The organism is Curtobacterium sp. AC272, assembly GCF_979258155.1.
In genome coordinates, this window is record NZ_OZ409838.1 from 3,481,776 (window position 1) to 3,501,918 (window position 20,143).

Genomic DNA, 20,143 nt, shown 5'->3' on the forward strand with positions numbered 1-20,143 from the left:
CGGGCCACCGAGCTGCCGAGCTGCTGGGTCGCCGGGTCCTGGCTGATCGACGACGTGACCGCCCGGCAGACGTGACCGCTCGGCGGAGCGCCCCGCGCCCGTCCGGCAACGCACTGGAGGCCCGGTGCCGGCCCGCCGGACCGGCACCGGGCCTCCAGGCGGTCGCGGACACCGCGTCCCGTGCGACCGTCGTCGGCCGCCCGGCCGACGCGTGGGGTCAGCCGTGTCGGCGTTCGGTCGACGACAGCAACTGCTCGACCTCGCCGATCTCCATCGTCTCGGGGGACACCGACTGCAGCGGCTCCGCGCTCGGCGCGTGCACCGCGTCGACCAGCCGGTGCATCATGGCGACCGCGTCGTCGACGACCTCGGTGCTCTTCGCCTGGACGCCGTGCAGCAGCCAGTGCGCCGTCTCGAGTTCGTGGTGCACGCGGGCGCGCTGCGCGAGCTGGCGGTCGCGTCCGCCCCCGTTCGCCTCGTAGGCGCTCAGGACGGTGTCGAAGGCGTCGCGTCGGCCGGCGAGCACCCAGGCGAGGTCCTTCGCCGGGTCGCCGAGTCGGAGCTCGCCCCAGTCGAGGATCCCGCTGACGGCGTCGCCGTCGACGAGCAGCACGCCGGTGCCGATCGATCCGTGCACGACGGTGGGGGTGAACTGCCACAGCTGCTGGTCGCGCGCGGCACCCTCCCACCGTTCGACCAGGGCGGCGGGCACGAGCTTGGTGGCGACGGCGCGGTCCATCACGGACACGGCGGAGCGCAGCACCTCGAACGGGGTGAGTGACGGCAGGCCGGCGTCCGAGACGAAGCTCGTCGGCAGCTGGTGGATCGCGGCGAGGGCGCGGCCGACGCTCGTGGCGAGCTCGGGGCGCTCGGCGAACGACGCGAGCGTCGGGTGCGCGCCCGGCAGCCGGGTGGTGACGATGGCGCGGGTCGATCCGATCGGCGCCTGACCGCGGTACTCGGCCACACCGAACGGGAGGCGCGTGCGGATCCCGGCGCTCAGCGCACGGATCGCGACGAGGTCGGCCGACTGCCGGGCTTCCGCCCGCTGGTTCCGGGGACGTCGGATGACCGTCAGGGCGCCGTCGGCGTCGCGGAGGAGAGCCGACTCGTAGTCGCCGGCCGCGGCCGAGCCGAGCGTGCGCGTGCCCGTGACGACGAGACCGGGCACGGCCGTCGTCGCCAACGCGGCTAGAGTGAACTGGGATCCCGCCATGCCCCTCAGGGTAGGTGCGTGACGGCTGCGCCGGTGCACGCCACGCTGTTCCCGAAGCCTTCCCAGTACGCCTTGCCGCACGCCTTGCCCGCAGGCCTCGCCTGCACCTGAACCGAGGAGCCCTCTGCCGTGACCGTCGAGTTCGCCTCCCGGCTCCCGCTGTCCCGCAACGAACTCGACCGCGACGCCGAGTTCCGCACGACGCCGGACCTCGACCGGGTCCTGCGCGAGGACTCCGCGACCCGGTACCTGCCGGTGCACGGCTCGGAGATGCTCCGGAACGCCGACGGCACCCTGCGGTTCGTGACCGCGGCCGAGGTGCCCGACGGCACCGTGACGCTGTACCTCGGCCGCGCCGTGTCCGACGCTGCCGACGCCCTCGCCGGCACCCGCTTCGTCGCGGCCCTCGTCGACGACGCCACCGCGTCGGCCATCGAACCGTCCGACGACGCGTGGGAGAGCCTGCGCATGTTCGGCACCGAGCTGTCCCCGCGCGACCAGGGCCTGGCGGTCGAGGCCGTGGCGATGGCGAACTGGCACGCCGTCCACGGCTTCTCGCCCCGCACCGGGTCCGCGACCGACGTCGTCACCGGCGGCTGGGTCCGCCGCGACCCCGAAGGACACGAGCACTTCCCGCGCACCGACGCCGCGATCATCGTCGGTGTCGTCGACGCCGACGACCGCATCCTGCTCGGCTCGAACGCCGCGTGGGACGCCAACCGCTACTCGCTGCTCGCCGGGTTCGTCGAACCGGGCGAGTCGCTCGAGGACGCCGTCCGCCGCGAGGTCTTCGAGGAGTCCGGCGTGCACGTCGAGGAGCCCGAGTACCTCGGCTCGCAGCCGTGGCCGTTCCCCGCGTCGCTGATGGTCGGCTTCCGTGCCCGCGCGGTGGACGGCGGCCCGTCGACCGCCCGGCCCGACGGCGTCGAGATCCTCGACGTGCGCTGGTTCTCGCGCGAGGACATCCGGGAGCGTGCGGGGGACACCCTGCTGCTGCCCGGTCGGACCTCGATCGCCCGCGCCATCATCGAGGAGTGGTACGGCGGGCCGCTGGACCTGCCGTGAGCAGCGCTGGTCGTGGGCCGGTGCCAGCTGGTGCAGCCGGTTCGGCCGGGTCAGCCGGTTCGGCCGAGGTCCGTCCGCCGTCGCCCGATGAACTCCTCGCCGCTCTCGACACCGAGCAACGCACCGTCGCCCGGACCCTGCTCGGCCCCGTCGCGGTCCTGGCGGGTGCCGGCACCGGCAAGACCCGTGCGATCACCCACCGCATCGCCTACGGGGTCGCGACCGGCACCTACGCGCCGAACCACGTCCTCGCGCTGACGTTCACCACCCGCGCCGCCGGGGAACTGCGGTCGCGGCTCCGCTCGCTCGGCGCCGGCACGGTGCAGGCTCGGACCTTCCACGCCGCGGCGATGGCGCAGCTCAGCTACTTCTGGCCGGACACCGTCGGCGGGCACGCACCGAAGATCGTCGAGTCCAAGGGCCGGATGATCGCGCACGCCGCGGACACCGTCGGGATGTCGGTCGACACCCCGGTGCTGCGCGACCTGGCCGCCGAGGTCGAGTGGCGCAAGGTGCAGATGCTCTCGCTCGAGGAGTACGAGGCCGCCGCCGCCGAGCGCGTGATGCCGCGCGACACCTCACCGCGCCGGGTGATCGACCTGATGAAGGCCTACGAGCGCCTGAAGGACGACCGCCGACAGCTCGACTTCGAGGACGTCCTGCTCGCCACGCTCGGCATGGTCGAGTCGGAGCCGCGGGTGGCGTCCTACGTTCGGCAGCAGTACCGGTTCTTCGTCGTCGACGAGTACCAGGACGTCTCGCCCGTGCAGCACGACCTGCTGCGGGCCTGGCTCGGCGGCCGCGACGACCTGTGCGTCGTCGGCGACGCCAGCCAGACGATCTACTCGTTCGCCGGTGCGTCGAGCGACTACCTGCTCGGCTTCGGCTCGGAGTTCCCCCGCGGCTCGGTCGTGCGACTCGAGCGGAACTACCGCTCCACCCGCGAGGTCGTGCACGCCGCCAACGCCCTGATGCGCGGGCAACCGGGCGCGCTCGACCTGGTCGCCCAGACGGACGAGGCCGGCCCCGAACCCGTCGTGGTGCCGTGCGTGCACGACGGCGACGAGGCGCAGACCATCGCCAGACGGATCGCGGAACTCGTCGCCGGCGGAGCGTCGTACGGCGACTGCGCGGTGCTGTTCCGCGTCGGCGCCCAGTCCGCGGCCCTCGAGTCCGCGCTCGGCCGCAACGGCATCCCCTACCGGGTGCAGGGCGGCACGCGCTTCTTCAACCGGCCCGAGGTGAAGCTCGCGGTGCACCACATGCGCGGCGAGGCGATCCGGCAGACCGACGACGAACTGACCCGCCGTGTCCGCCTCGTGCTGCAGGTCAGCGGGTGGACGTCGACCGCCCCCGAGGGCACCGGCGCCGTCCGCGAGCAGTGGGAAGCGCTGCAGGCGATCATGGGCCTGGCCGAGGACGCCCCTGCCGGGACGACCATGCAGCAGTTCACCCAGGACCTGGTGGACCGTGCCGCGACCCACCACGAGCCCGAGGTCGACGCCGTGACCCTGGCGACCCTGCACTCATCCAAGGGCCTCGAGTGGCCGAACGTGGTCATCGCCGGTGCCGCCGAGGGCCTGTTGCCGATCTCGCACGCCACCACCGACACCGAGGTTGACGAGGAACGGCGCCTGTTCTACGTCGGCCTGACCCGCGCCCGGCGGACCGTGACGATCACGTGGTCGAGACAGGGTTCCACGCGTGGGGAGCCCGCGCTCCGAGTCGGTTCCTGGCAGCGCTCGGCACGCGCACCGCGGATGGAGCGGCACCGACCACCGGCTGACGGCCAGGTCGTCGCGGTCGAACACCACCTGGTCCGGGTCGGCACGTTGCGACCGGAGCGGCAGGCGCTGCACGAGCAGCCGGGTGGTGGCCGCGGCCACCGCGGCGGACCGCCACGGTGACAGCGTCGACGGTGGTCGTCCCCACAGCTGCGACGCGATCGCCGGCCACGCCGGGTCGTCGTCCACGCGTGCGAACTCGGCGCACTGGAGGCACGGGCCGGCCCCCGGGACCACGAACGGCCCGAGGCGGATGCGGCCGTCGCCCACCACGACCGCCAGGTGCGGCACGCCCCTGCGGGTCCAGGCGGCGCGGAGCGCCGGGTCGACGACGTGGTCGGCGACCACCACGGCGAGCCGGGGTTCGTGCTCCGGCAGGTCGACGGGGCCGCCCCGCGGGGACGAGGTCCGGGCGACGGTCACACCCTCGCCGGACAGGTGTGCCGCGATCGTGTCCGCCAACCCGCCGGCCCCGTGCACCTCGACCCGTTCGAGCGGTTCGGGCAGGACGTCGATCACCGCGGGGGACGCCGCACCGAGCACGCGCGCGGCGACGTCCGGTGGGCAGCCCGAGGTGACGGCGAGGCCGCTCAGGGCCTCGCGCCCCGTCTCACGCCGCAGGGCGCTGAGGAACCGTTCCTCGCCCGTGGTCGGGACGTCGACGACGGCACGAGGCGGATCGACCCCGAGCTGCACCGTCGTCGGGTCGCGCCAGACGAACTCGAGTGTCGGATCGATGCGGATGCCCATGACCCCACGGTGCCCGAGTCGGGGGCACGCGTGGGGCCGGGTGGTGGATCTGTGGAGAACTCGGCGGGGCCGGACTCAGCGGGGCTGGTCGCCGGGGCGGTCCTCGTCGGTGCCCGTTCTGTCGGGGCCGCTCTCGTCGGTGCCGGTTCCGTCGGTGCCCGGGGCGCCGTCGTCGATCCGGCCGGACTCGTCCTCGTGCGGACGGGCGCCGGTGGCGTCGTTGAGCAGGTCCTCGAGCGCCTTGTCGAACGCGTCGTCCTCCTCCGTCTGCGCGGGGTTCCGCAGTCGGGCGACCAGGGCGTCCGGCGCGTCGACGTCGTCGGACGTCGGGACCAGGTCGAAGTGCGACCAGAGCGCGTCACGCTGCTCGGCACCGAGCTCGTCCGTCACCCGCTGCCACATCGCGGCGGCCTCGCGCAGACGGCGGGGTCGCAGTTCGAGGCCGACGAGCGTCGCGAACGCGGACTCGGCGGGTCCTCCGGCTGCCCGGCGACGGCGGACCATCTCGGCGATGGCGCCGCTCTTCGGCAGCCGGACGGTTGCGGCGGCGGTCACCGTGTCGACCCAGCCCTCGACGAGCGCGAGCATGGTCTCGAGACGCGCCAGCGCAGCGTCCTGCTCGGGCGTGCGCGGCGGGATGAGCGCACCCGAGGCGAGCGCGTCCCGCAGCTGCTCCTGGTTGGTCGGGTCGATGTCCGCGGCGAGCTCCTCGACGCGGTCGAAGGGGATGTGGATGCCCCGTGCGTAGTCCGTGATCGACGAGATGATGTGCAGTCGCAGCCATCGCGCCGAGCGGAAGAGCCGTGCGTGGGCGAGTTCGCGGACCGCCAGGTAGATGCGGACCTCGTCCTCGGAGACGTCGAGTCCCTCGGCGAACTCGGCCACGTTCTGCGGCAGGAGTGCAGCGACCTGCTCGTCCAGCAGCGGGACACCGACGTCACCGCCGGACACGACCTCCTTCGACAGCTGGCCGACGACCTGGCCGAGCTGGATGGCGAAGAGGGCCCCGCCGACGCCGCGCATCGCCTTCGAGACGTCGCCGAGCATCGCCTTGAGTTCTTCCGGAGCACGCTGGTCGATGGCCTCGGTCAGGGCATCGGCGATGCTGAACGCGACGGGCTCGGCGATCTGGGTCCACACCGGCACCGTCGCCTTCGCCCACTGCTCCCGCGTGTACAGGCTCGGGGTCGCGGTGAGTTCGGCCACGGTCGTGACCTCGTCCAACCAGAGGGCGGCGACCTGGAACGCCTGGTCGGCCGCCTGCGAGGCCACCGGGTCGACGGCGTGGCCGCCCTCCCGGGCGATCGCGGTTGCGCGCTCGGCGGTTGCGGAGAAGTCGATGCCGTCGCCGCCGGACTGCGCGGCCTGCTGCAGCTGGCTCATCAGGTTCGCGACGAAGGCCGGGTCGTTCGGCAGGCCGGCTGCACCGGCGAGCTGCGACGGGTCGATCTGGCCCTCGCCCGAGAGCAGCTTGCGCAGCATCTCCTGGAAGTCGTCGTCCGGCCCCGGCTGTGGTTCATCAGGCATGCCGACTACGCTAATCGCTGCTCACGGGGCCGCACCTGGGATGCCCCCGTGGGAACGCCCGAACCGCTGCGCCGAGGGCGAACAGTCCCGCCGCACGGCGAGGACGACCGCCCTGCCGTCAGGCCCGGCGACCGCCCCTGGAAGGACCCCGCGTGACCCTCTTCGCCCCCGCGCCCCGTCGTCGTTCGCGTGCCAGGACCGTCGGGTGGGCGTTCGTGATCGGCGCCGTCGTGCTGGGGATCCTGGCGAGCGTGCTGCCGAGCCCGTACCTGATCGAGGTCCCCGGACCGGTCTACAACACCATCGGGACGCAGAAGCAGGGCACGGGCAAGGACGCGAAGGACGTCAAGCTGATCCAGGTCTCCGGGCACGAGACCTACCCCACCGCCGGGGCGCTCGACATGCTGACGGTCGGCATCCAGGGCGACGCGACGAACCGTCCGTCGTGGACCAGCGTCGTCCGGGCGATCTTCACGAAGTCCGAGGCCGTGATCCCGGTCGAGGCGATCTACCCGACCGGCACCACCACCGAGCAGGTCAACCAGCAGGACTCCGCCGACATGCAGGCGTCGCAGCAGTCCGCCGTGGCCGCAGCACTCATCCAGCAGGGCAACGACCTGCCGACGGAGCTCGAGGTCGGCACGGTGCAGAAGGGTTCGGCTGCTGACGGCCCGATCGAGAAGGGCGACGTCATCACGGCCTTCGACGGCACCTCGCTCACGACGAACGCCGACGCCACCTCGCTGCGGGAGCTCGTCGCGAAGCACGGCACCTCGACCCCGGCCACCGTCACGATCGAGCGCGACGGTGCGACGAAGGACGTCCGGGTGACCCCGCGCGACGAGCAGGGCACCGCGCTCCTGGGTGTCGGCGTCACGGAGAAGTACGACTTCCCGTTCGACGTCTCGATCAAGCTGCAGGACGTCGGCGGCCCCTCGGCCGGCATGATGTTCGCGCTCGGGATCATCGACGAGATCACACCAGGCAAGCTCAACGGCGGCAAGCACGTCGCGGGCACGGGCACGATCACCGCCGACGGCGAGGTCGGAGCCATCGGCGGCATCCGGCAGAAGCTCTACGGGGCGCGGGAAGCGGGAGCGACGGTGTTCCTCGCCCCGGCCGACAACTGCGGCGAGGTCGTCGGGCACGTGCCGGACGGGCTCGATGTCTACAAGGTGTCGACGCTCGACCAGGCCGTCACCGACCTGCAGACCATCGCCGACGGGAAGAGCACCGCGAAGCTCGCCCGCTGCGGTTCCTGACCGGGTTCCTGAGTCCTCGCACAGTTTCACAGTCCGCCCGGTCCAATAGGATCAGTGCACTGACGGCCCGCCGCGAGCCGGGCCCGCCGGTCCGACACGTCTGGAGCACATCAAGTGACGACAACCTCGTCCACCTCGGGGCGGCGTTCGCCGCGGGTCCCGATCGTGGTCACGATCATCGTGCTGGCCGCACTGGTGATCGGCTTCTTCATCTTCGCCAGCCTGTACACCGACTACGCGTGGTTCGCGCAGCTCGGGTTCCAGCAGGTCCTCACGACGCGGTGGATCGCGGGGACCCTGATGTTCATCGCGGGCTTCCTGGGCATGGCGATCCCGGTCTTCCTGAGCATCGGACTGGCCTTCCGGTACCGCCCGGTCTACGCGAAGCTCAACTCGCAGCTGGACCGGTACCAGCAGGTCATCGAACCGCTGCGCCGCGCCGTCATGATCGGCATCCCGGTGGTGCTCGGCATCTTCGCCGGGCTGTCGACCTCGGGGCGCTGGAGCATGGTGCTCGAGTACTTCAACCGGACCCTGTTCGGCAAGACGGACCCGCAGTTCGGCCTGGACATCGGCTTCTACGTCTTCGAGCTGCCGTTCTGGCGCTCGATCGTGGCGTACTCGTCGGCCGTGGTCCTGATCGCGGGGCTCGCCGCCCTCGCTGCCTGCTACCTGTACGGCGCGCTGCGCTTCGGGGACGTGAAGTCCGGATCTCCCGAGCAGCGCGCATCCAGCTCGCCGTCACTGCCGCGCTCTACATCGCGCTGCAGGCCGTCAGCCTGTGGCTCGACCAGTACGCGGCGCTCACCAAGTCGAACTCGCTCATCACCGGTGCCCAGTACACCGAGGTCAACGCGGTCATCCCGGGTCGCGAGATCATGGCGGGCATCGCGGCGATCGTCGCGATCCTGTTCATCGTCACCGCGGTGATCGGCCGCTGGCGCATCTCGATCGTCGGCACGGGCCTGCTGCTCGTCGCCGCGATCGTCATCGGGGGCATCTACCCCTGGATCGTCCAGCGCCTGCAGGTCAAGCCCTCGGAACGTACGTACGAGTCCGCGTACATCGAGCGGAACATCAAGGCCACGCGTGACGCCTACGGTGTCTCCGACGTCAAGGAACAGAACTACGACGCCACGACCGAGGCCAGCTCCGGCGCCCTCGCGCAGGACGCCCAGACGACGGCGAACATCCGCCTCATCGACCCGAAGATCGTCTCCGACACCTTCAGCCAGCTGCAGCAGTACCGGCAGTACTACCAGTTCCCGGACGAGCTCGACGTCGACCGCTACGACGTCAAGGGCGAGACCGAGGACACCGTCATCGCGGTGCGCGACATCGACCTCGACGGCCTGAGCTCGGCCGCGAACACCCAGTACAACCGGGCGTTCGTGTACACCCACGGCTACGGCGTGACCGCGGCCTTCGGCAACCAGCGCGCGAGCGACGGCAAGCCGGTCTTCCTCGAGTCGGGCATCCCCTCGAACGGCGCGCTGGGTGACTTCCAGCAGCGCGTGTACTTCGGCGAGACCTCGCCGGCGTACTCGATCGTGGGCGCGCCGAAGGGCTCGAAGGACGTCGAGCTCGACTACCCGTCCGGCTCCGACGACGACAACGGCGGCAACGCCACCACGACGTACTCCGGCGACGGCGGACCGAGTGTGGGCAACTTCTTCAACCGACTCGTCTACGCGGCGAAGTTCCAGTCGGAGCAGGTCCTGCTGTCGGACGCGGTCAACAAGGACTCGCAGATCCTCTACGACCGCGACCCGATCACGCGTGTCCAGAAGGTCGCTCCGTACCTGACGGTCGACAGTGACGCCTACCCGGCGATCGTCGACCACCGCATCCAGTGGGTCGTCGACGGCTACACGACGAGCGATGCCTACCCGTACTCGCAGAGCCAGAGCCTGTCGGACAGCATCGCCGGTTCGGAGTCCTCGGCGTACCGCACCGACCAGGTCAACTACATCCGCAACTCGGTGAAGGCCACGGTCGACGCCTACACGGGCAAGGTGACCCTCTACGCGTGGGACACCAAGGACCCGGTGCTGAAGACGTGGGAGAAGATCTTCCCGACGTCGGTGAAGTCGGTGTCGAGCATGAGCGCCGAGCTGCTGGACCACGTCCGCTACCCGACGGACCTGTTCAAGGTGCAGCGGTCGATCCTCGGCACCTACCACGTGACGAACGCGAACTCGTTCTACTCGGGTGACGACGCGTGGAACACGCCGCAGGAGCCCACCACCACGGGGTCGACCGACACGGATGCGAGCGCCGCTGACACGTCGACGACCACGAACGCCCTGGGCGCGCAGACGACGACCACCGCGAGCAAGGCGAACTTGCAGGATCCGTACTACCTGACGATGAAGGTGCCAGGGCAGGAGACCGCGTACAACCTGTACACGACCTACATCCCCCAGCAGTCGGCCGGGGCGAACAACCGCAACGTGCTGACCGGGTACCTGGCCGCCGACTCCGACGCGGGAGGTGCGGGCAAGGGCAAGAAGGCGTCGGGCTACGGCAAGCTCACGTTGTTGACGATGCCGAAGACCGACAACATCCCGGGCCCGGCGCAGGTGCAGAACCTGTTCAACTCGGACACCACGGTGTCGCAGGAGCTGAACATCCTGAAGCGCGGCAACTCGACGGTGAAGCAGGGCAACCTGCTCACCCTGCCGGTCGGCGGCGGCTTCCTGTACGTGCAGCCCGTGTACGTCCAGTCGACGTCGAGCGGTTCGTACCCGCTGCTGCAGAAGGTGCTCGTCGCGTTCGGCGACAAGATCGCGTTCGAGGACACCCTCGACGAGGCGCTCAACTCGCTGTTCGGCGGTGACTCGGGTGCTGCTGCCGGAGACTCCGATGCCAGTGGTTCGGGGAGCGACTCCGGTTCGGGCTCGTCCGACGCCGGCTCCGGCTCCGACTCGGGTTCCGGTTCGACCGGTGGCTCGACCGGCTCGGGCACCGTCGACAACGACGCGCTCCAGAAGGCGCTGTCCGACGCGAAGGCCGCACTGCAGGACCGTCAGGACGCCTACGCCGACAACGATCTGGTGGCAGCAGCCGAGGCCGACAAGCGCCTGCAGGACGCGATCGAGGCCGCGACCGCGGCCGAAGACGGCAGCTGACACGCCGTGGCGGGGCACACGATTTGTGCCCCGCCACGACCGTGTGTAGGCTATTCAATGTGCCGCGGGGTGGAGCAGTTCGGTAGCTCGCTGGGCTCATAACCCAGAGGTCGTAGGTTCAAATCCTGCCCCCGCAACCAAGCGTCACATGGAAGCCCCGGTCCGAAAGGACCGGGGCTTTCCTCGTTCGCGGACGCCTCCCTGGACTCGTGCATGCCAGAGCGCACCCAAGGGCGCCGGATACCGCCGAGTACGCTCGGCGGATGGGCACCCTCACGATCGCCGCCGCACAGTTCGCTCCCGTGGACGACCCGGCAGCCAACCTCGAGACCGTCCGGGCCGCGGCAGCCGACGCAGCGGCGCGGGGAGCGGCCCTGCTCGTCACGCCGGAGTACTCGTCGTACTTCACCGCCGACATCGACGACCGGTTCGTTGCCGCAGCGCAACGGCTGGACGGCCCGTTCGTCTCCGGGCTCCGCGACATCGCCCGCCACACCGGTGTCGCACTGATCGTCGGGATCGCCGAGACGACGGAAGCAGCGACGACCGACGCAGCGACGACGGAAGCAGCGAAGTCCGACGCATCAACGTCCGACGCGGCGGCCGCGGCAGGCCCCACGCGCTTCCGCAACACCCTCGTGGCGGTGCTCCCCACCGGCGAGCTCGCGGCGACCTACCGGAAGGTGCACCTCTACGACGCCTTCGGCTCGCGGGAGTCCGACCGCATCGAAGCCGGCGACCCGGAGCAGCTGCCGGTCTTCGAGTTCGAAGGCCTCCGGATCGGGCTCGAGACCTGTTACGACCTGCGCTTCCCCGAGGTCACCCGGCGGCTGGCGGCACCCGAGCACGGTCGGGCCGACGTCGTCGTCCTGCCGGCCGAATGGGTGCGCGGCCCTGGCAAGGAGCACCACTGGCGGACCCTGCTCGCCGCGCGGGCGATCGAGAACACCGTGTGGGTCGTCGGTGTCGGCCAGACGCCCCCGATCGGCATCGGCGCCTCGGTGGTGCTCGACCCCTCCGGTGTCGCCGTGGCGTCGGCCGGCTCCACGCCCGGCACGCTCGTCGCGACCGTCGACACCGCCGTGACCGATGCGGTCCGCAAGGTCAACCCGTCGCTGGCACTCCGCCGGTACGACGTCGCGCTGCGCGCCCAGCCAGGAGGCACGGCTCGCCCCTGACAGGCGCGTTCCGTCCCATCGCGGTCGCCCTGCAATGCCGGAACGCGCGTGGGGAGCAGGAACGTCCGGCCTTCGACGCGCGGGACGTCCTCCCACGCGCGGAACGTCCTCTCACGCGCGGGACGTCTCGCTACGCGCCAGAGGCCAACTGTGCCAGGCGGTCGGCGGCGTCCTCGAGGACGGAGCGCCGCTTGCAGAACGCGAAGCGGACGAGGGACCGGTAGCCCGCGGCGTGGTCCGGCCGGACGAAGGCCGACACCGGCACGCCGACGACCCCGGCCAGGGCGGGCAGTTCGAGGCAGAAGGCCCGTGCGTCGTCGTAGCCGAGCGGCGCGGTGTCGGCGATCACGAAGTACCCGCCGTCCGGCCGCATGACGTCGAAGCCCGCTGACCGGAGCCCTGAGGCGAGCAGCTCGTGCTTGGCGGCGAGTTCGGCGGCGATCCCGGCGAAGACGGCGTCGGGCAACCGCAGTCCGACGGCGACGGCCGGCTGGAACGGTGCGCCGTTGACGAAGGTCAGGTACTGCTTCACCGTCGTGATCGCGTCGACGAGCGTCGGGGAGCGGTGAGCCAACCGATCTTCCAACCGGTGGTGCTGAAGGTCTTGCCGGCGCTCGAGATCGAGACCGTCCGCTCGGCGGCTCCGGGCAGGGTCGCGATCGGCGTGTGCGGGACGGCGAACGTCAGGTGCTCGTAGACCTCGTCGGTGACGATGAGGGCGTCGTACCGCGTCGCGAGTTCCACGATCGTGCGCAGGACCTCGTCGGGCAGGACCCGGCCGGTCGGGTTGTGCGGCGTGTTGACGAGCACGACGCGGGTGCGGTCGGTGAACGCGGCGCGGAGGGTGTCCTCGTCCGGCAGGAAGTCCGGAGCGGTGAGGGGCACGGTGACGTGGGTACCGCCGGCGAGCCGGACGAGCGCACCGTAGGCGTCGTAGAACGGTTCGAACGTGATGACCTCGTCGCCCGGTTCGACCAGGGCGAGGAGCGTCGCGGCCAGGGCTTCGGTGGCGCCGGCGGTGACCAGGACCTGCCGGTCGGGATCGACCTCGTGGCCGTACCACCGCTGCTGGTGTTCGGCCACGGCGGTGCGGAGGTCGGCCGTCCCGCGGCCGGGCGGGTACTGGTTGACGCCGTCCCTGATCGCGCGGACCGCGGCCTCGAGCACCTCGGCCGGGCCGTCCTGGTCGGGGAAGCCCTGCCCGAGGTTGATCGCGCCGGTGCTCGCGGCGAGGGCGCTCATCTCGGCGAAGACGGTGGGCGCCGGGACGCCGTCGGGTCCCAGGAGCATCGCTCCCTCGGCTGCTCGCAACCAGGGTCCTGCTTGCCGCATGTGGTTCCCTCCGGTGACGGCGACGACGTGTCGCGCTGAACGGACCCCAACCTAGCTGGCCGTCCGACGGCGATCCGGGGACGGACCCACAGCCCACGCATAAGATCGGCAGAGGATGCTTCCAGCGTCGCCAGAAGCACCGCTCAGGTGGTTGCGACAGACTGCACGAGCTTGAAAGGAGCACGTCCAGCATGACCGACACCACGCCCAACGGGCAGGGCGACGACCGCCGTCCGGACGATGCGGCATCGCCTGCCGCCAGTGAGGACGCCGCCGCAGCGGCCACGAAGGGGAACACGTCGATGCCGAACGACTCCGAGCAGTTCAACGACGCCGAGCAGTTCAACGACGCCGAGCAGTCCAAGGACGCCGAGCGCTCCGACGCCGCCGCGCAGCACGCGGCTCCGTCCGACGACGCCACGAACGCCGACCACACCGACGTGATCCCGTCGGCGACCGACCACCCCACGGACCGCTACACGGCTCCGTACCCGACGCTCTCGGGCGACCAGCAGCGCGACGCCGGCCAGCAGCGCGATGCAGGCCAGCAGCCGGCCGGGTACGGCCAGCAGACCTCGCCCTACGGACAGGCGTCGCAGTACGGCCAGCAGCCGGCGGCCGACCAGACGAACCAGCACGGGCAGGCCCAGCAGAGCCCGTACGGCCAGAACCAGCAGCCGCAGTACGGCCAGTCCCAGCAGAGCCCGTACGGGCAGCAGTCCCAGTACGGTCAGCAGTCGCAGTACGGCCAGAACCAGCCGAACCAGCAGTCCCAGTACGGTCAGCAGTCGCAGTACGGCCAGAACCAGCAGCCGCAGTACGGCCAGCAGCCGCAGTACGGCCAGCAGCCGACCGCGGGCCAGCCGCGGTACGGCGAGTACGCCCAGCCGGCCTCCGCCGCTGCCCCCGCGTCCTCGTCGGAGTACGCGACCGCGTCGGCGCAGGCGCCGCAGTCCGCCACGAGCGCCTTCGGGGACGTGGACGGCGCGAACCAGCGCAACGGCCACTACTTCGCCGACGGAACAGCGGGTGCAGCGGCCACCACGACGACCACCCGCTCCGGGCGCAGCAAGCTCGTCCTGCCGATCATCGCCGGACTGGTCGTCGCGGGTCTGGTCGGCGGCGGCGCCGGGTGGCTCGCCGGGTCGTCGCAGGGCGGCACCGTCACGTCGTCGTCCGGTTCGTCGCAGGGCGGCAACCTCACGGTCAACGACTACGACTCCGCGACCGTCGTCACCGCGGTCGCTGCTCAGGCGACGCCGTCGGTCGTGACGATCAACGTGTCGTCCAGCAGCGAGGCCGGCACCGGTTCGGGCGTCGTGATGAGCAAGGACGGCTACATCGTCACGAACACCCACGTGGTGACGCTCGACGGCGACAGCTCGAGCGGTTCGATCACCGTGACGACCTCGAACGGCAAGATCTACGAGGGCAAGCTCATCGGCACCGACCCGACGGTCGACCTCGCGGTCATCAAGATCGACGCGACCGACCTCAAGCCGATGGAGTTCGCGGACTCCACGAAGCTCAACGTCGGTGACACCGCGGTCGCGATCGGTGCACCCCTGGGCTTGTCGAACACGGTCACGGACGGCATCGTCTCGACCCTGAACCGCAGCATCCAGGTCACGTCGAGCGCTCCCAGCGAGGGCGGCGACTCGAACGAGGGCGGCAACGGCGGCAGCGGCCCGTTCGACTTCTGGGGCAACGGCGACAACGGCAGCAGCTCGTCTGCGAACACCACGGTCTCGCTGCCCGTCATCCAGACCGACGCGTCGATCAACCCCGGCAACTCCGGTGGTGCCCTGCTCGACGCGAAGGGCAAGCTGATCGGCATCAACGTGGCCATCGCCTCGGCCGGCAGCTCGTCGTCGTCCGACTCGGCGGCCGGCAGCATCGGTGTGGGCTTCTCGATCCCGTCGAACCTGGTGAAGCGGGTCGCGAACGAGATCAAGGACAAGGGCTCGGCCACGCACGGGCTGCTCGGTGCCACGGTCGGCGATGCCTCGGAGAACGCGAGCGCGACCCAGATGGGTGCCCTCATCAAGTCGGTCTCGTCCGGCGGTGCTGCGGCGAAGGCCGGTCTGCAGAAGGGCGACGTCGTCACGAAGATCGGATCGGCGACCGTCTCGGACGCCACCGACCTGACGGCGCAGGTGCGCTACTTCGCGGGCGGCGTCGACGACGATCAGCTACCTCCGGAACGGGCAGTCCCGCGAGGCGGACGTGACCCTGGGCACGTACGACAGCAAGGGCTGACGCCACCACGGACACGACGGGAGGCCCGGTGCACGACGTGCGCCGGGCCTCCCGTCCGTCTGCGGGTCGCGTCGCGGGCGCCCCGCAGGTTCCGGGTTCGGGTCTTGATAGGCTCATGGTCGCTCTGCGGGGCGGCACCGCCCCGGTGCGTCCCGTGCACCCAGCCAGCACCCCGAGGTACGCATGCAGACAGACGGACAGCCCCTGCCGGGCGTCTCGTACGTGATGCCCGTGCTCAACGAGGTCACCGAGGTCCGCGCTGCGGTCGCCAGCCTGCTCGACCAGGACTACACCGGCGTGTTCGAGGTCATCCTCGCGCTCGGTCCCTCGATCGACGGCACGAACGAACTCGTGGCCGAGATGAGCGCGGCCGACCCGCGCATCCGGGCGATCGACAACCCGGTCGGGTCCACGCCGGCCGGACTGAACGTCGCGATCACGGCGTCGGTGCACCCCGTCGTGGTCCGCGTCGACGCGCACTCGGTGCTGCCCCCGGACTACACGCGCATCGCCGTCCGGACCTTGCTCGAGTCCGGTGCGGACAACGTCGGTGGCATCATGCGTGCCGAGGGCCGCAGCCCGTTCGAGCGGGCCGTCGCGCTGGCGTACGGCAGCCGCGTCGGACTCGGCGGCACCCCGCACCACGTCGGTGGGACCGCCGGCCCCGCCGAGACCGCGTACCTCGGCGTCTTCCGCCGCGACCGCCTGTTCGAGGTCGGCCTGTTCGACGAGGGCATCAAGCGCGGCCAGGACTGGGAGCTCAACCGACGCCTGCGCCAGACCGGCGGAACCGTGTGGTTCACGCCCGAGCTGGTCGTCACGTACCGCCCGCGACCGAGCCTGAAGCGCCTGGTGCGGCAGTTCGTCGCCACCGGGTTGTGGCGGGGCGAACTCGCCCGTCGGTTCCCCGCGAACAACGGCCTGCGGTACTTCGTGCCGCCCGCGATGGTCGCGGCCATGGCCGTCGGGATCCTCGCCGGCGTCGTCGGTGTCGTCGGCGCAGCCCTCGGCAGCCCGGTCGCCTGGGCGCTGCTCGGGTTCGTCGTGCCGGCCGTGTACCTGCTCTTCGTCGTCCTCGGGTCGGTCGCCGTCGCGCGCCGGTCCGGGGTGGCGACCTTCCTCTGGTTGCTCGTGGTGCTGCCCTGCATCCACGTGGGATGGGGGCTCGGTTTCATCATCGGGTTCCTCACCCGCACCTCCGAGCTGACCACCCACACCGGACGGTGACCCCATGACCGACCACGCCTCCCACGGCCGCGGTTCCGCACGCCCGACGTCGATCGCCGAGCTGCGTGCCGTCGCCCAGCCGGACGAGGTCCGCGCCCGCGCCAACGCCGAGCACTGGACGGCTTCGCTGTACCTGCGCGACGTCTCGCCGTACCTGACCTGGGTGCTGCTGAAGACCCGCGTCAGCGCCAACCAGGTGACCGGCCTGATGATCCTGGTCGGGTGGAGCATCGCCGCGGCCCTGCTCATCCCCGGCATCTGGGGCGCAGCGCTCGCCCTGGTGCTCGGGCAGCTGCAGATGCTCGTGGACTGCTGCGACGGCGAGGTCGCACGGTGGCGTGGCACCCGCTCGCCCGCCGGGGTGTTCCTGGACAAGGTCGGGCACTACACGACCGAGGGACTGATCCCGGTCGCGCTGGGCATCCGGGCCGCCACCTGGCCGATCCACGGTGCCGACTGGATGTGGACCACGATCGGCTGCGCCCTCGGCCTGGTGATCGTGCTGAACAAGGCCCTCAACGACATGGTGCACGTCGCCCGGGCGAACGCGGGGCTCGACAAGCTCGTCGACCGACGCGACGCCTCGACCGCGCCGTCCGGCCGGAAGCTCGCCTCGCTCCGCCGCCTGGCCCGGTTCCTGCCGTTCCACCGCCTGTACCACTCGGTCGAGCTGAGCATGCTCGCGTTCCTGTTCGCGCTCATCGGACTGGCGATCGGCGACACGCTCGCCAGCCGGATCCTGGTCGGGGCGCTGCTGCCGCTGGCCGTGCTGGCGACCGTCGGACACTTCCTGGCGATCATGGCGTCCAAGCGGGTCAAGGCGTGACCGACGACGCGGTGCCCCACGACGAGGTGCCCCACGACGCGGTGCCCCACGACGCGGTGCCCGATGGCACCGTGACCCCGAGCACCGTTCGTCGCCACGCGGTCGCGCACCCGCAGCGACCGCGCGTCGCCGTCGTGAGCCTGTCGCAGGGCACCCGGCCCGACGACCTGCGCCGCGGGCTCGACAGCGTGCTCGCGCAGCAGGGCGTCGAACTCGACGTGGTCTGCGTCGGCAACGGCTGGGAGCCGACCGGTCTGCCCGACGGAGTGCGGACGCTGGCGCTGCCGGAGAACCTCGGGATCCCGGCCGGCCGCAACGCCGGTGCCGAGGTCGTCGACGGGGACTACGTGTTCTTCCTGGACGACGATGCCTCGATCCCCTCGGTGACGTTCCTGCAGGACGCCGTCGGCCGCTTCGAACGCGACCCCTCGCTCGGATTGCTCCAGCCCCGCGTGGTCGACCCGACCGGCGCCGCGAACCCACGGCGCTGGGTACCGCGCATCCGCAAGGGCGAGCCGGACCACTCGTCGCCGGTGTTCTCGGTGTGGGAGGGCGCCGTCGTGCTGCCGATGGACGTGTACCGGGTCGTCGGGGGCTGGGGCGCGGAGTACTTCTACGCGCACGAGGGCATCGAACTCGCGTGGCGCGTGTGGGACGCCGGCCGACGTACCTGGTACGCCGGCGACCTGGTCGCCCACCACCCGGCCATCGACCCGGCGCGGCACACCGAGTACTACCGCCTGAACGCCCGCAACCGGGTGTGGCTGGCCCGACGGAACCTGCCGGCACCGCTCCGGCCGCTCTACGTCGGCTCGTGGGCCGCGATCCAGGTCGCGCGCTGGTGGCGACACCCGAGGCGCCTGACGACGTGGTTCGCCGGCATCCGCGAAGGATGGACCACCGACTGCGGACCGGCCCGACCGATGAGCTGGTTGACCGCCGCCCGGATGACGCTCGCCGGGCGCCCGCCCGTCGTCTGACCACCCCGACCCACACCGCCACCGCAGAACGGGAGACAGTCCATGCCGATCACCAGTGACGTGCGGACCGCCGTACGCCTGGCCCAGCGCCTGCTCGCCTCGCGCCGGAGCCGCCGGGCGCTCGCCCGTCGCCTGCCCTCGGTCGCGGTGCCGGCGCCCGGCACGATCGAGATCGCGGTGTACTTCGCCGACGGCCCCGTGAACATGTACCAGGTGCGCCAGTGGTACGCGCCGCTCGCTGAACTGGCGAAGACGCACCCGGTCGCGATCATCGCGCGGAGCCCGGGCACGATGACCACGCTCATCGACGAGTCGCCCGTCCCCGCCGTGTACGCCCGTCAGGTCGTCGACCTCGAGCAGTTCGTCGAGACCCAGGCGCCGAAGGTGGTGTTGTACGTCAACCAGAACGCCCGCAACTTCCAGATGATGCGGTACGGGCGCATGTGGCACGTCTTCGTCAACCACGGCGAGAGCGACAAGATGTACATGACGACGAACCAGTTCAAGGCGTACGACTACGCGTTGATCGCCGGGGACGCCGCGCGTGGCCGGCTCGCCGAGGCGCTGTGGGACTACGACCTCGACGCCAGGACCATCGCGATCGGCCGCCCACAGGCCGACCACTTCGCCGGCGCGGCACCGTACCCCGCCGACGACCGGACCGTCGTGCTGTACGCACCGACGTGGGAGGGTGACCGCGGCGCCGCTGCGTACGGCTCGATCGCGTCCCACGGCACCACCATCGCCGAGCAGGTGCTCGCGTCGCCCCGACACCGCCTGGTGTACCGACCGCACCCGCGGAGCGGTGTGCTCGACCCGGCGTACCGAACGGCACACGAGCGGATCGTCGCGGCGATCACGGCGGCGAACGCGGCCGACCCGACCGCGCACCACGTCCACGACGAGGGCGGGGAGCTCGGTTGGCAGCTGGCCGACGCCGACGTGGCGATCACCGACATCAGCGCGATGATCTACGACCGCCTGGCCGTCGGGAAGCCGCTGATCGTGACCCGCCCGGTGTCGCCGGGGGCCGACGTGGACGAACGCGGCTACCTGAGCGATGCCAACTGGCTGACCGCGGCCGACGCGCCGTCGGTGCTCGCGCGGATCGATGCCGCCGTGGGGGACGCCGCCGAGCTCGCCAAGCTGCAGCAGTGGGTGGCGCGCTACTTCGGCGACACCGCGCCCGGTGCCGCGACGGCCAGGTTCCACGCCGCCGTCGAGTGGCTGCTGGAGCGCTGGCGCACCGTCGCTGCCGAGCGCGGCGAACGCTGAGCCGCGTCCGGACACGGTCACGGGTGCAGCCCCTGACCGACCAGTGACATCCGCCACACGTACTCGGAGCGGTCCGGACGGCGCCAGCGGACGATCACGACGCCGGTGTCCTGCGGATCCGCGCCGAACACGGCGACGGACAGACGTCGACCCGGTTCGAGCCGGTGCACCGCCAGCGGCGGGCTGTAGCCGTTGCCGAGGTGGGTGAGGGTCAGGCCGTCGACCGGTTCGTCCCCGGTGTTGACGAGGTCGTACCGGCGCGGGGCCTGCGAGCGGTCGATGGTGAACGGGACGGCGTACGCGGGTGCTGGGTGGTGCATGGGGGGAACGC

12 protein-coding genes, 1 tRNA gene and 3 pseudogenes are annotated in these 20,143 nt (G+C 71.3%); 11 read left to right on the forward strand and 5 right to left on the reverse strand.

The features are described from left to right. Positions 1 to 217 precede the first annotated feature (217 nt). Positions 218 to 1,216 carry a phosphotransferase gene (locus ACZZ0J_RS17975; RefSeq protein WP_123294087.1) on the reverse strand — a complete coding sequence of 333 codons (999 nt, stop codon included), beginning with the start codon at positions 1,214 to 1,216 and terminating at the stop codon, positions 218 to 220. A gap of 129 nt (positions 1,217 to 1,345) precedes the next feature. On the opposite strand from ACZZ0J_RS17975, the gene nudC reads away from it, so the two are divergent. Both nudC and ACZZ0J_RS17985 read left to right on the forward strand, forming a co-directional pair. Next, positions 1,346 to 2,281, forward strand: a complete 936-nt coding sequence (gene nudC / locus ACZZ0J_RS17980) for an NAD(+) diphosphatase (protein WP_463437904.1) — start codon at positions 1,346 to 1,348, stop codon at positions 2,279 to 2,281. Further along, entirely contained in the window at positions 2,278 to 4,188 is a 1,911-nt protein-coding gene (locus ACZZ0J_RS17985; RefSeq protein ID WP_463437905.1) for an ATP-dependent helicase, read from the forward strand. Before nudC ends, ACZZ0J_RS17985 begins: the two co-directional genes overlap by 4 nt. Before the next feature lie 702 nt (positions 4,189 to 4,890). On the opposite strand, the gene ACZZ0J_RS17990 is transcribed toward ACZZ0J_RS17985, so the two are convergent. Next, positions 4,891 to 6,342 carry a zinc-dependent metalloprotease gene (locus ACZZ0J_RS17990; RefSeq protein WP_463437906.1) on the reverse strand — a complete coding sequence of 484 codons (1,452 nt, stop codon included), beginning with the start codon at positions 6,340 to 6,342 and terminating at the stop codon, positions 4,891 to 4,893. 152 nt (positions 6,343 to 6,494) lie between these two features. Here ACZZ0J_RS17990 and ACZZ0J_RS17995 point away from each other — a divergent pair, with 152 nt between their 5' ends. The 4 genes and pseudogenes from ACZZ0J_RS17995 to ACZZ0J_RS18010 all read left to right on the forward strand — a co-directional run bounded on the left by ACZZ0J_RS17995 (position 6,495) and on the right by ACZZ0J_RS18010 (position 11,913). Beyond that, complete coding sequence (locus ACZZ0J_RS17995; protein WP_323749176.1) at positions 6,495 to 7,604, forward strand: YlbL family protein; 1,110 nt, start codon at positions 6,495 to 6,497, stop codon at positions 7,602 to 7,604. A 114-nt stretch (positions 7,605 to 7,718) separates the two neighbouring features. After that, positions 7,719 to 10,735, forward strand: a pseudogene (locus tag ACZZ0J_RS18000) (UPF0182 family membrane protein). Positions 10,736 to 10,798: 63 nt separating this feature from the next. Then, positions 10,799 to 10,875 (forward strand) — tRNA-Met (locus tag ACZZ0J_RS18005). 123 nt (positions 10,876 to 10,998) lie between these two features. Continuing rightward, complete coding sequence (locus tag ACZZ0J_RS18010; RefSeq protein WP_463437907.1) at positions 10,999 to 11,913, forward strand: carbon-nitrogen hydrolase family protein; 915 nt, start codon at positions 10,999 to 11,001, stop codon at positions 11,911 to 11,913. Between the two features lie 130 nt (positions 11,914 to 12,043). Here ACZZ0J_RS18010 and ACZZ0J_RS18015 read toward each other — a convergent pair. Together ACZZ0J_RS18015 and ACZZ0J_RS18020 are read right to left on the reverse strand one after the other, a co-directional pair. Beyond that, positions 12,044 to 13,245: pseudogene (locus ACZZ0J_RS18015) on the reverse strand (aminotransferase class I/II-fold pyridoxal phosphate-dependent enzyme). Positions 13,246 to 13,388: 143 nt separating this feature from the next. Next, positions 13,389 to 14,252, reverse strand: coding sequence for a hypothetical protein (locus ACZZ0J_RS18020; protein WP_463437908.1), 864 nt, complete (start codon positions 14,250 to 14,252; stop codon positions 13,389 to 13,391). Between the two features lie 273 nt (positions 14,253 to 14,525). Between ACZZ0J_RS18020 and ACZZ0J_RS18025 the strand changes: the two are divergent. From ACZZ0J_RS18025 to ACZZ0J_RS18045, 5 genes and pseudogenes are all read left to right on the forward strand, one after another. Continuing rightward, positions 14,526 to 15,347 (forward strand): annotated as a pseudogene (locus ACZZ0J_RS18025) (S1C family serine protease); the annotation flags it as partial. Between the two features lie 340 nt (positions 15,348 to 15,687). Further along, positions 15,688 to 16,731: a glycosyltransferase family 2 protein gene (locus ACZZ0J_RS18030; RefSeq protein WP_463437909.1), complete on the forward strand. Its 1,044-nt coding sequence runs from the start codon at positions 15,688 to 15,690 to the stop codon at positions 16,729 to 16,731. A gap of 4 nt (positions 16,732 to 16,735) precedes the next feature. Further along, complete coding sequence (locus ACZZ0J_RS18035; RefSeq protein ID WP_463437910.1) at positions 16,736 to 17,557, forward strand: CDP-alcohol phosphatidyltransferase family protein; 822 nt, start codon at positions 16,736 to 16,738, stop codon at positions 17,555 to 17,557. 71 nt (positions 17,558 to 17,628) lie between these two features. Next, positions 17,629 to 18,537 carry a glycosyltransferase family 2 protein gene (locus ACZZ0J_RS18040; protein ID WP_463438226.1) on the forward strand — a complete coding sequence of 303 codons (909 nt, stop codon included), beginning with the start codon at positions 17,629 to 17,631 and terminating at the stop codon, positions 18,535 to 18,537. A gap of 42 nt (positions 18,538 to 18,579) precedes the next feature. After that, positions 18,580 to 19,812 carry a hypothetical protein gene (locus ACZZ0J_RS18045; protein ID WP_463437911.1) on the forward strand — a complete coding sequence of 411 codons (1,233 nt, stop codon included), beginning with the start codon at positions 18,580 to 18,582 and terminating at the stop codon, positions 19,810 to 19,812. 17 nt (positions 19,813 to 19,829) lie between these two features. Here ACZZ0J_RS18045 and ACZZ0J_RS18050 read toward each other — a convergent pair whose 3' ends face one another. Next, a complete protein-coding gene (locus tag ACZZ0J_RS18050) occupies positions 19,830 to 20,132 on the reverse strand; it encodes a hypothetical protein (RefSeq protein WP_111085009.1) in 303 nt (100 codons plus the stop codon). Between the last annotated feature and the right edge of the window lie 11 nt (positions 20,133 to 20,143).

Coding starts and splice junctions, on each gene's coding strand:
- ACZZ0J_RS18010 (WP_463437907.1), top strand. CDS start 10,999: ATGGGCACCCTCACGATCGCCGCCGCACAGTTCGCTCCCGTGGACGAC.
- ACZZ0J_RS18050 (WP_111085009.1), bottom strand. CDS start 20,132: ATGCACCACCCAGCACCCGCGTACGCCGTCCCGTTCACCATCGACCGC.
- ACZZ0J_RS17990 (WP_463437906.1), bottom strand. CDS start 6,342: ATGCCTGATGAACCACAGCCGGGGCCGGACGACGACTTCCAGGAGATG.
- ACZZ0J_RS17975 (WP_123294087.1), bottom strand. CDS start 1,216: ATGGCGGGATCCCAGTTCACTCTAGCCGCGTTGGCGACGACGGCCGTG.
- ACZZ0J_RS18045 (WP_463437911.1), top strand. CDS start 18,580: ATGCCGATCACCAGTGACGTGCGGACCGCCGTACGCCTGGCCCAGCGC.
- ACZZ0J_RS18030 (WP_463437909.1), top strand. CDS start 15,688: ATGCAGACAGACGGACAGCCCCTGCCGGGCGTCTCGTACGTGATGCCC.
- ACZZ0J_RS18035 (WP_463437910.1), top strand. CDS start 16,736: ATGACCGACCACGCCTCCCACGGCCGCGGTTCCGCACGCCCGACGTCG.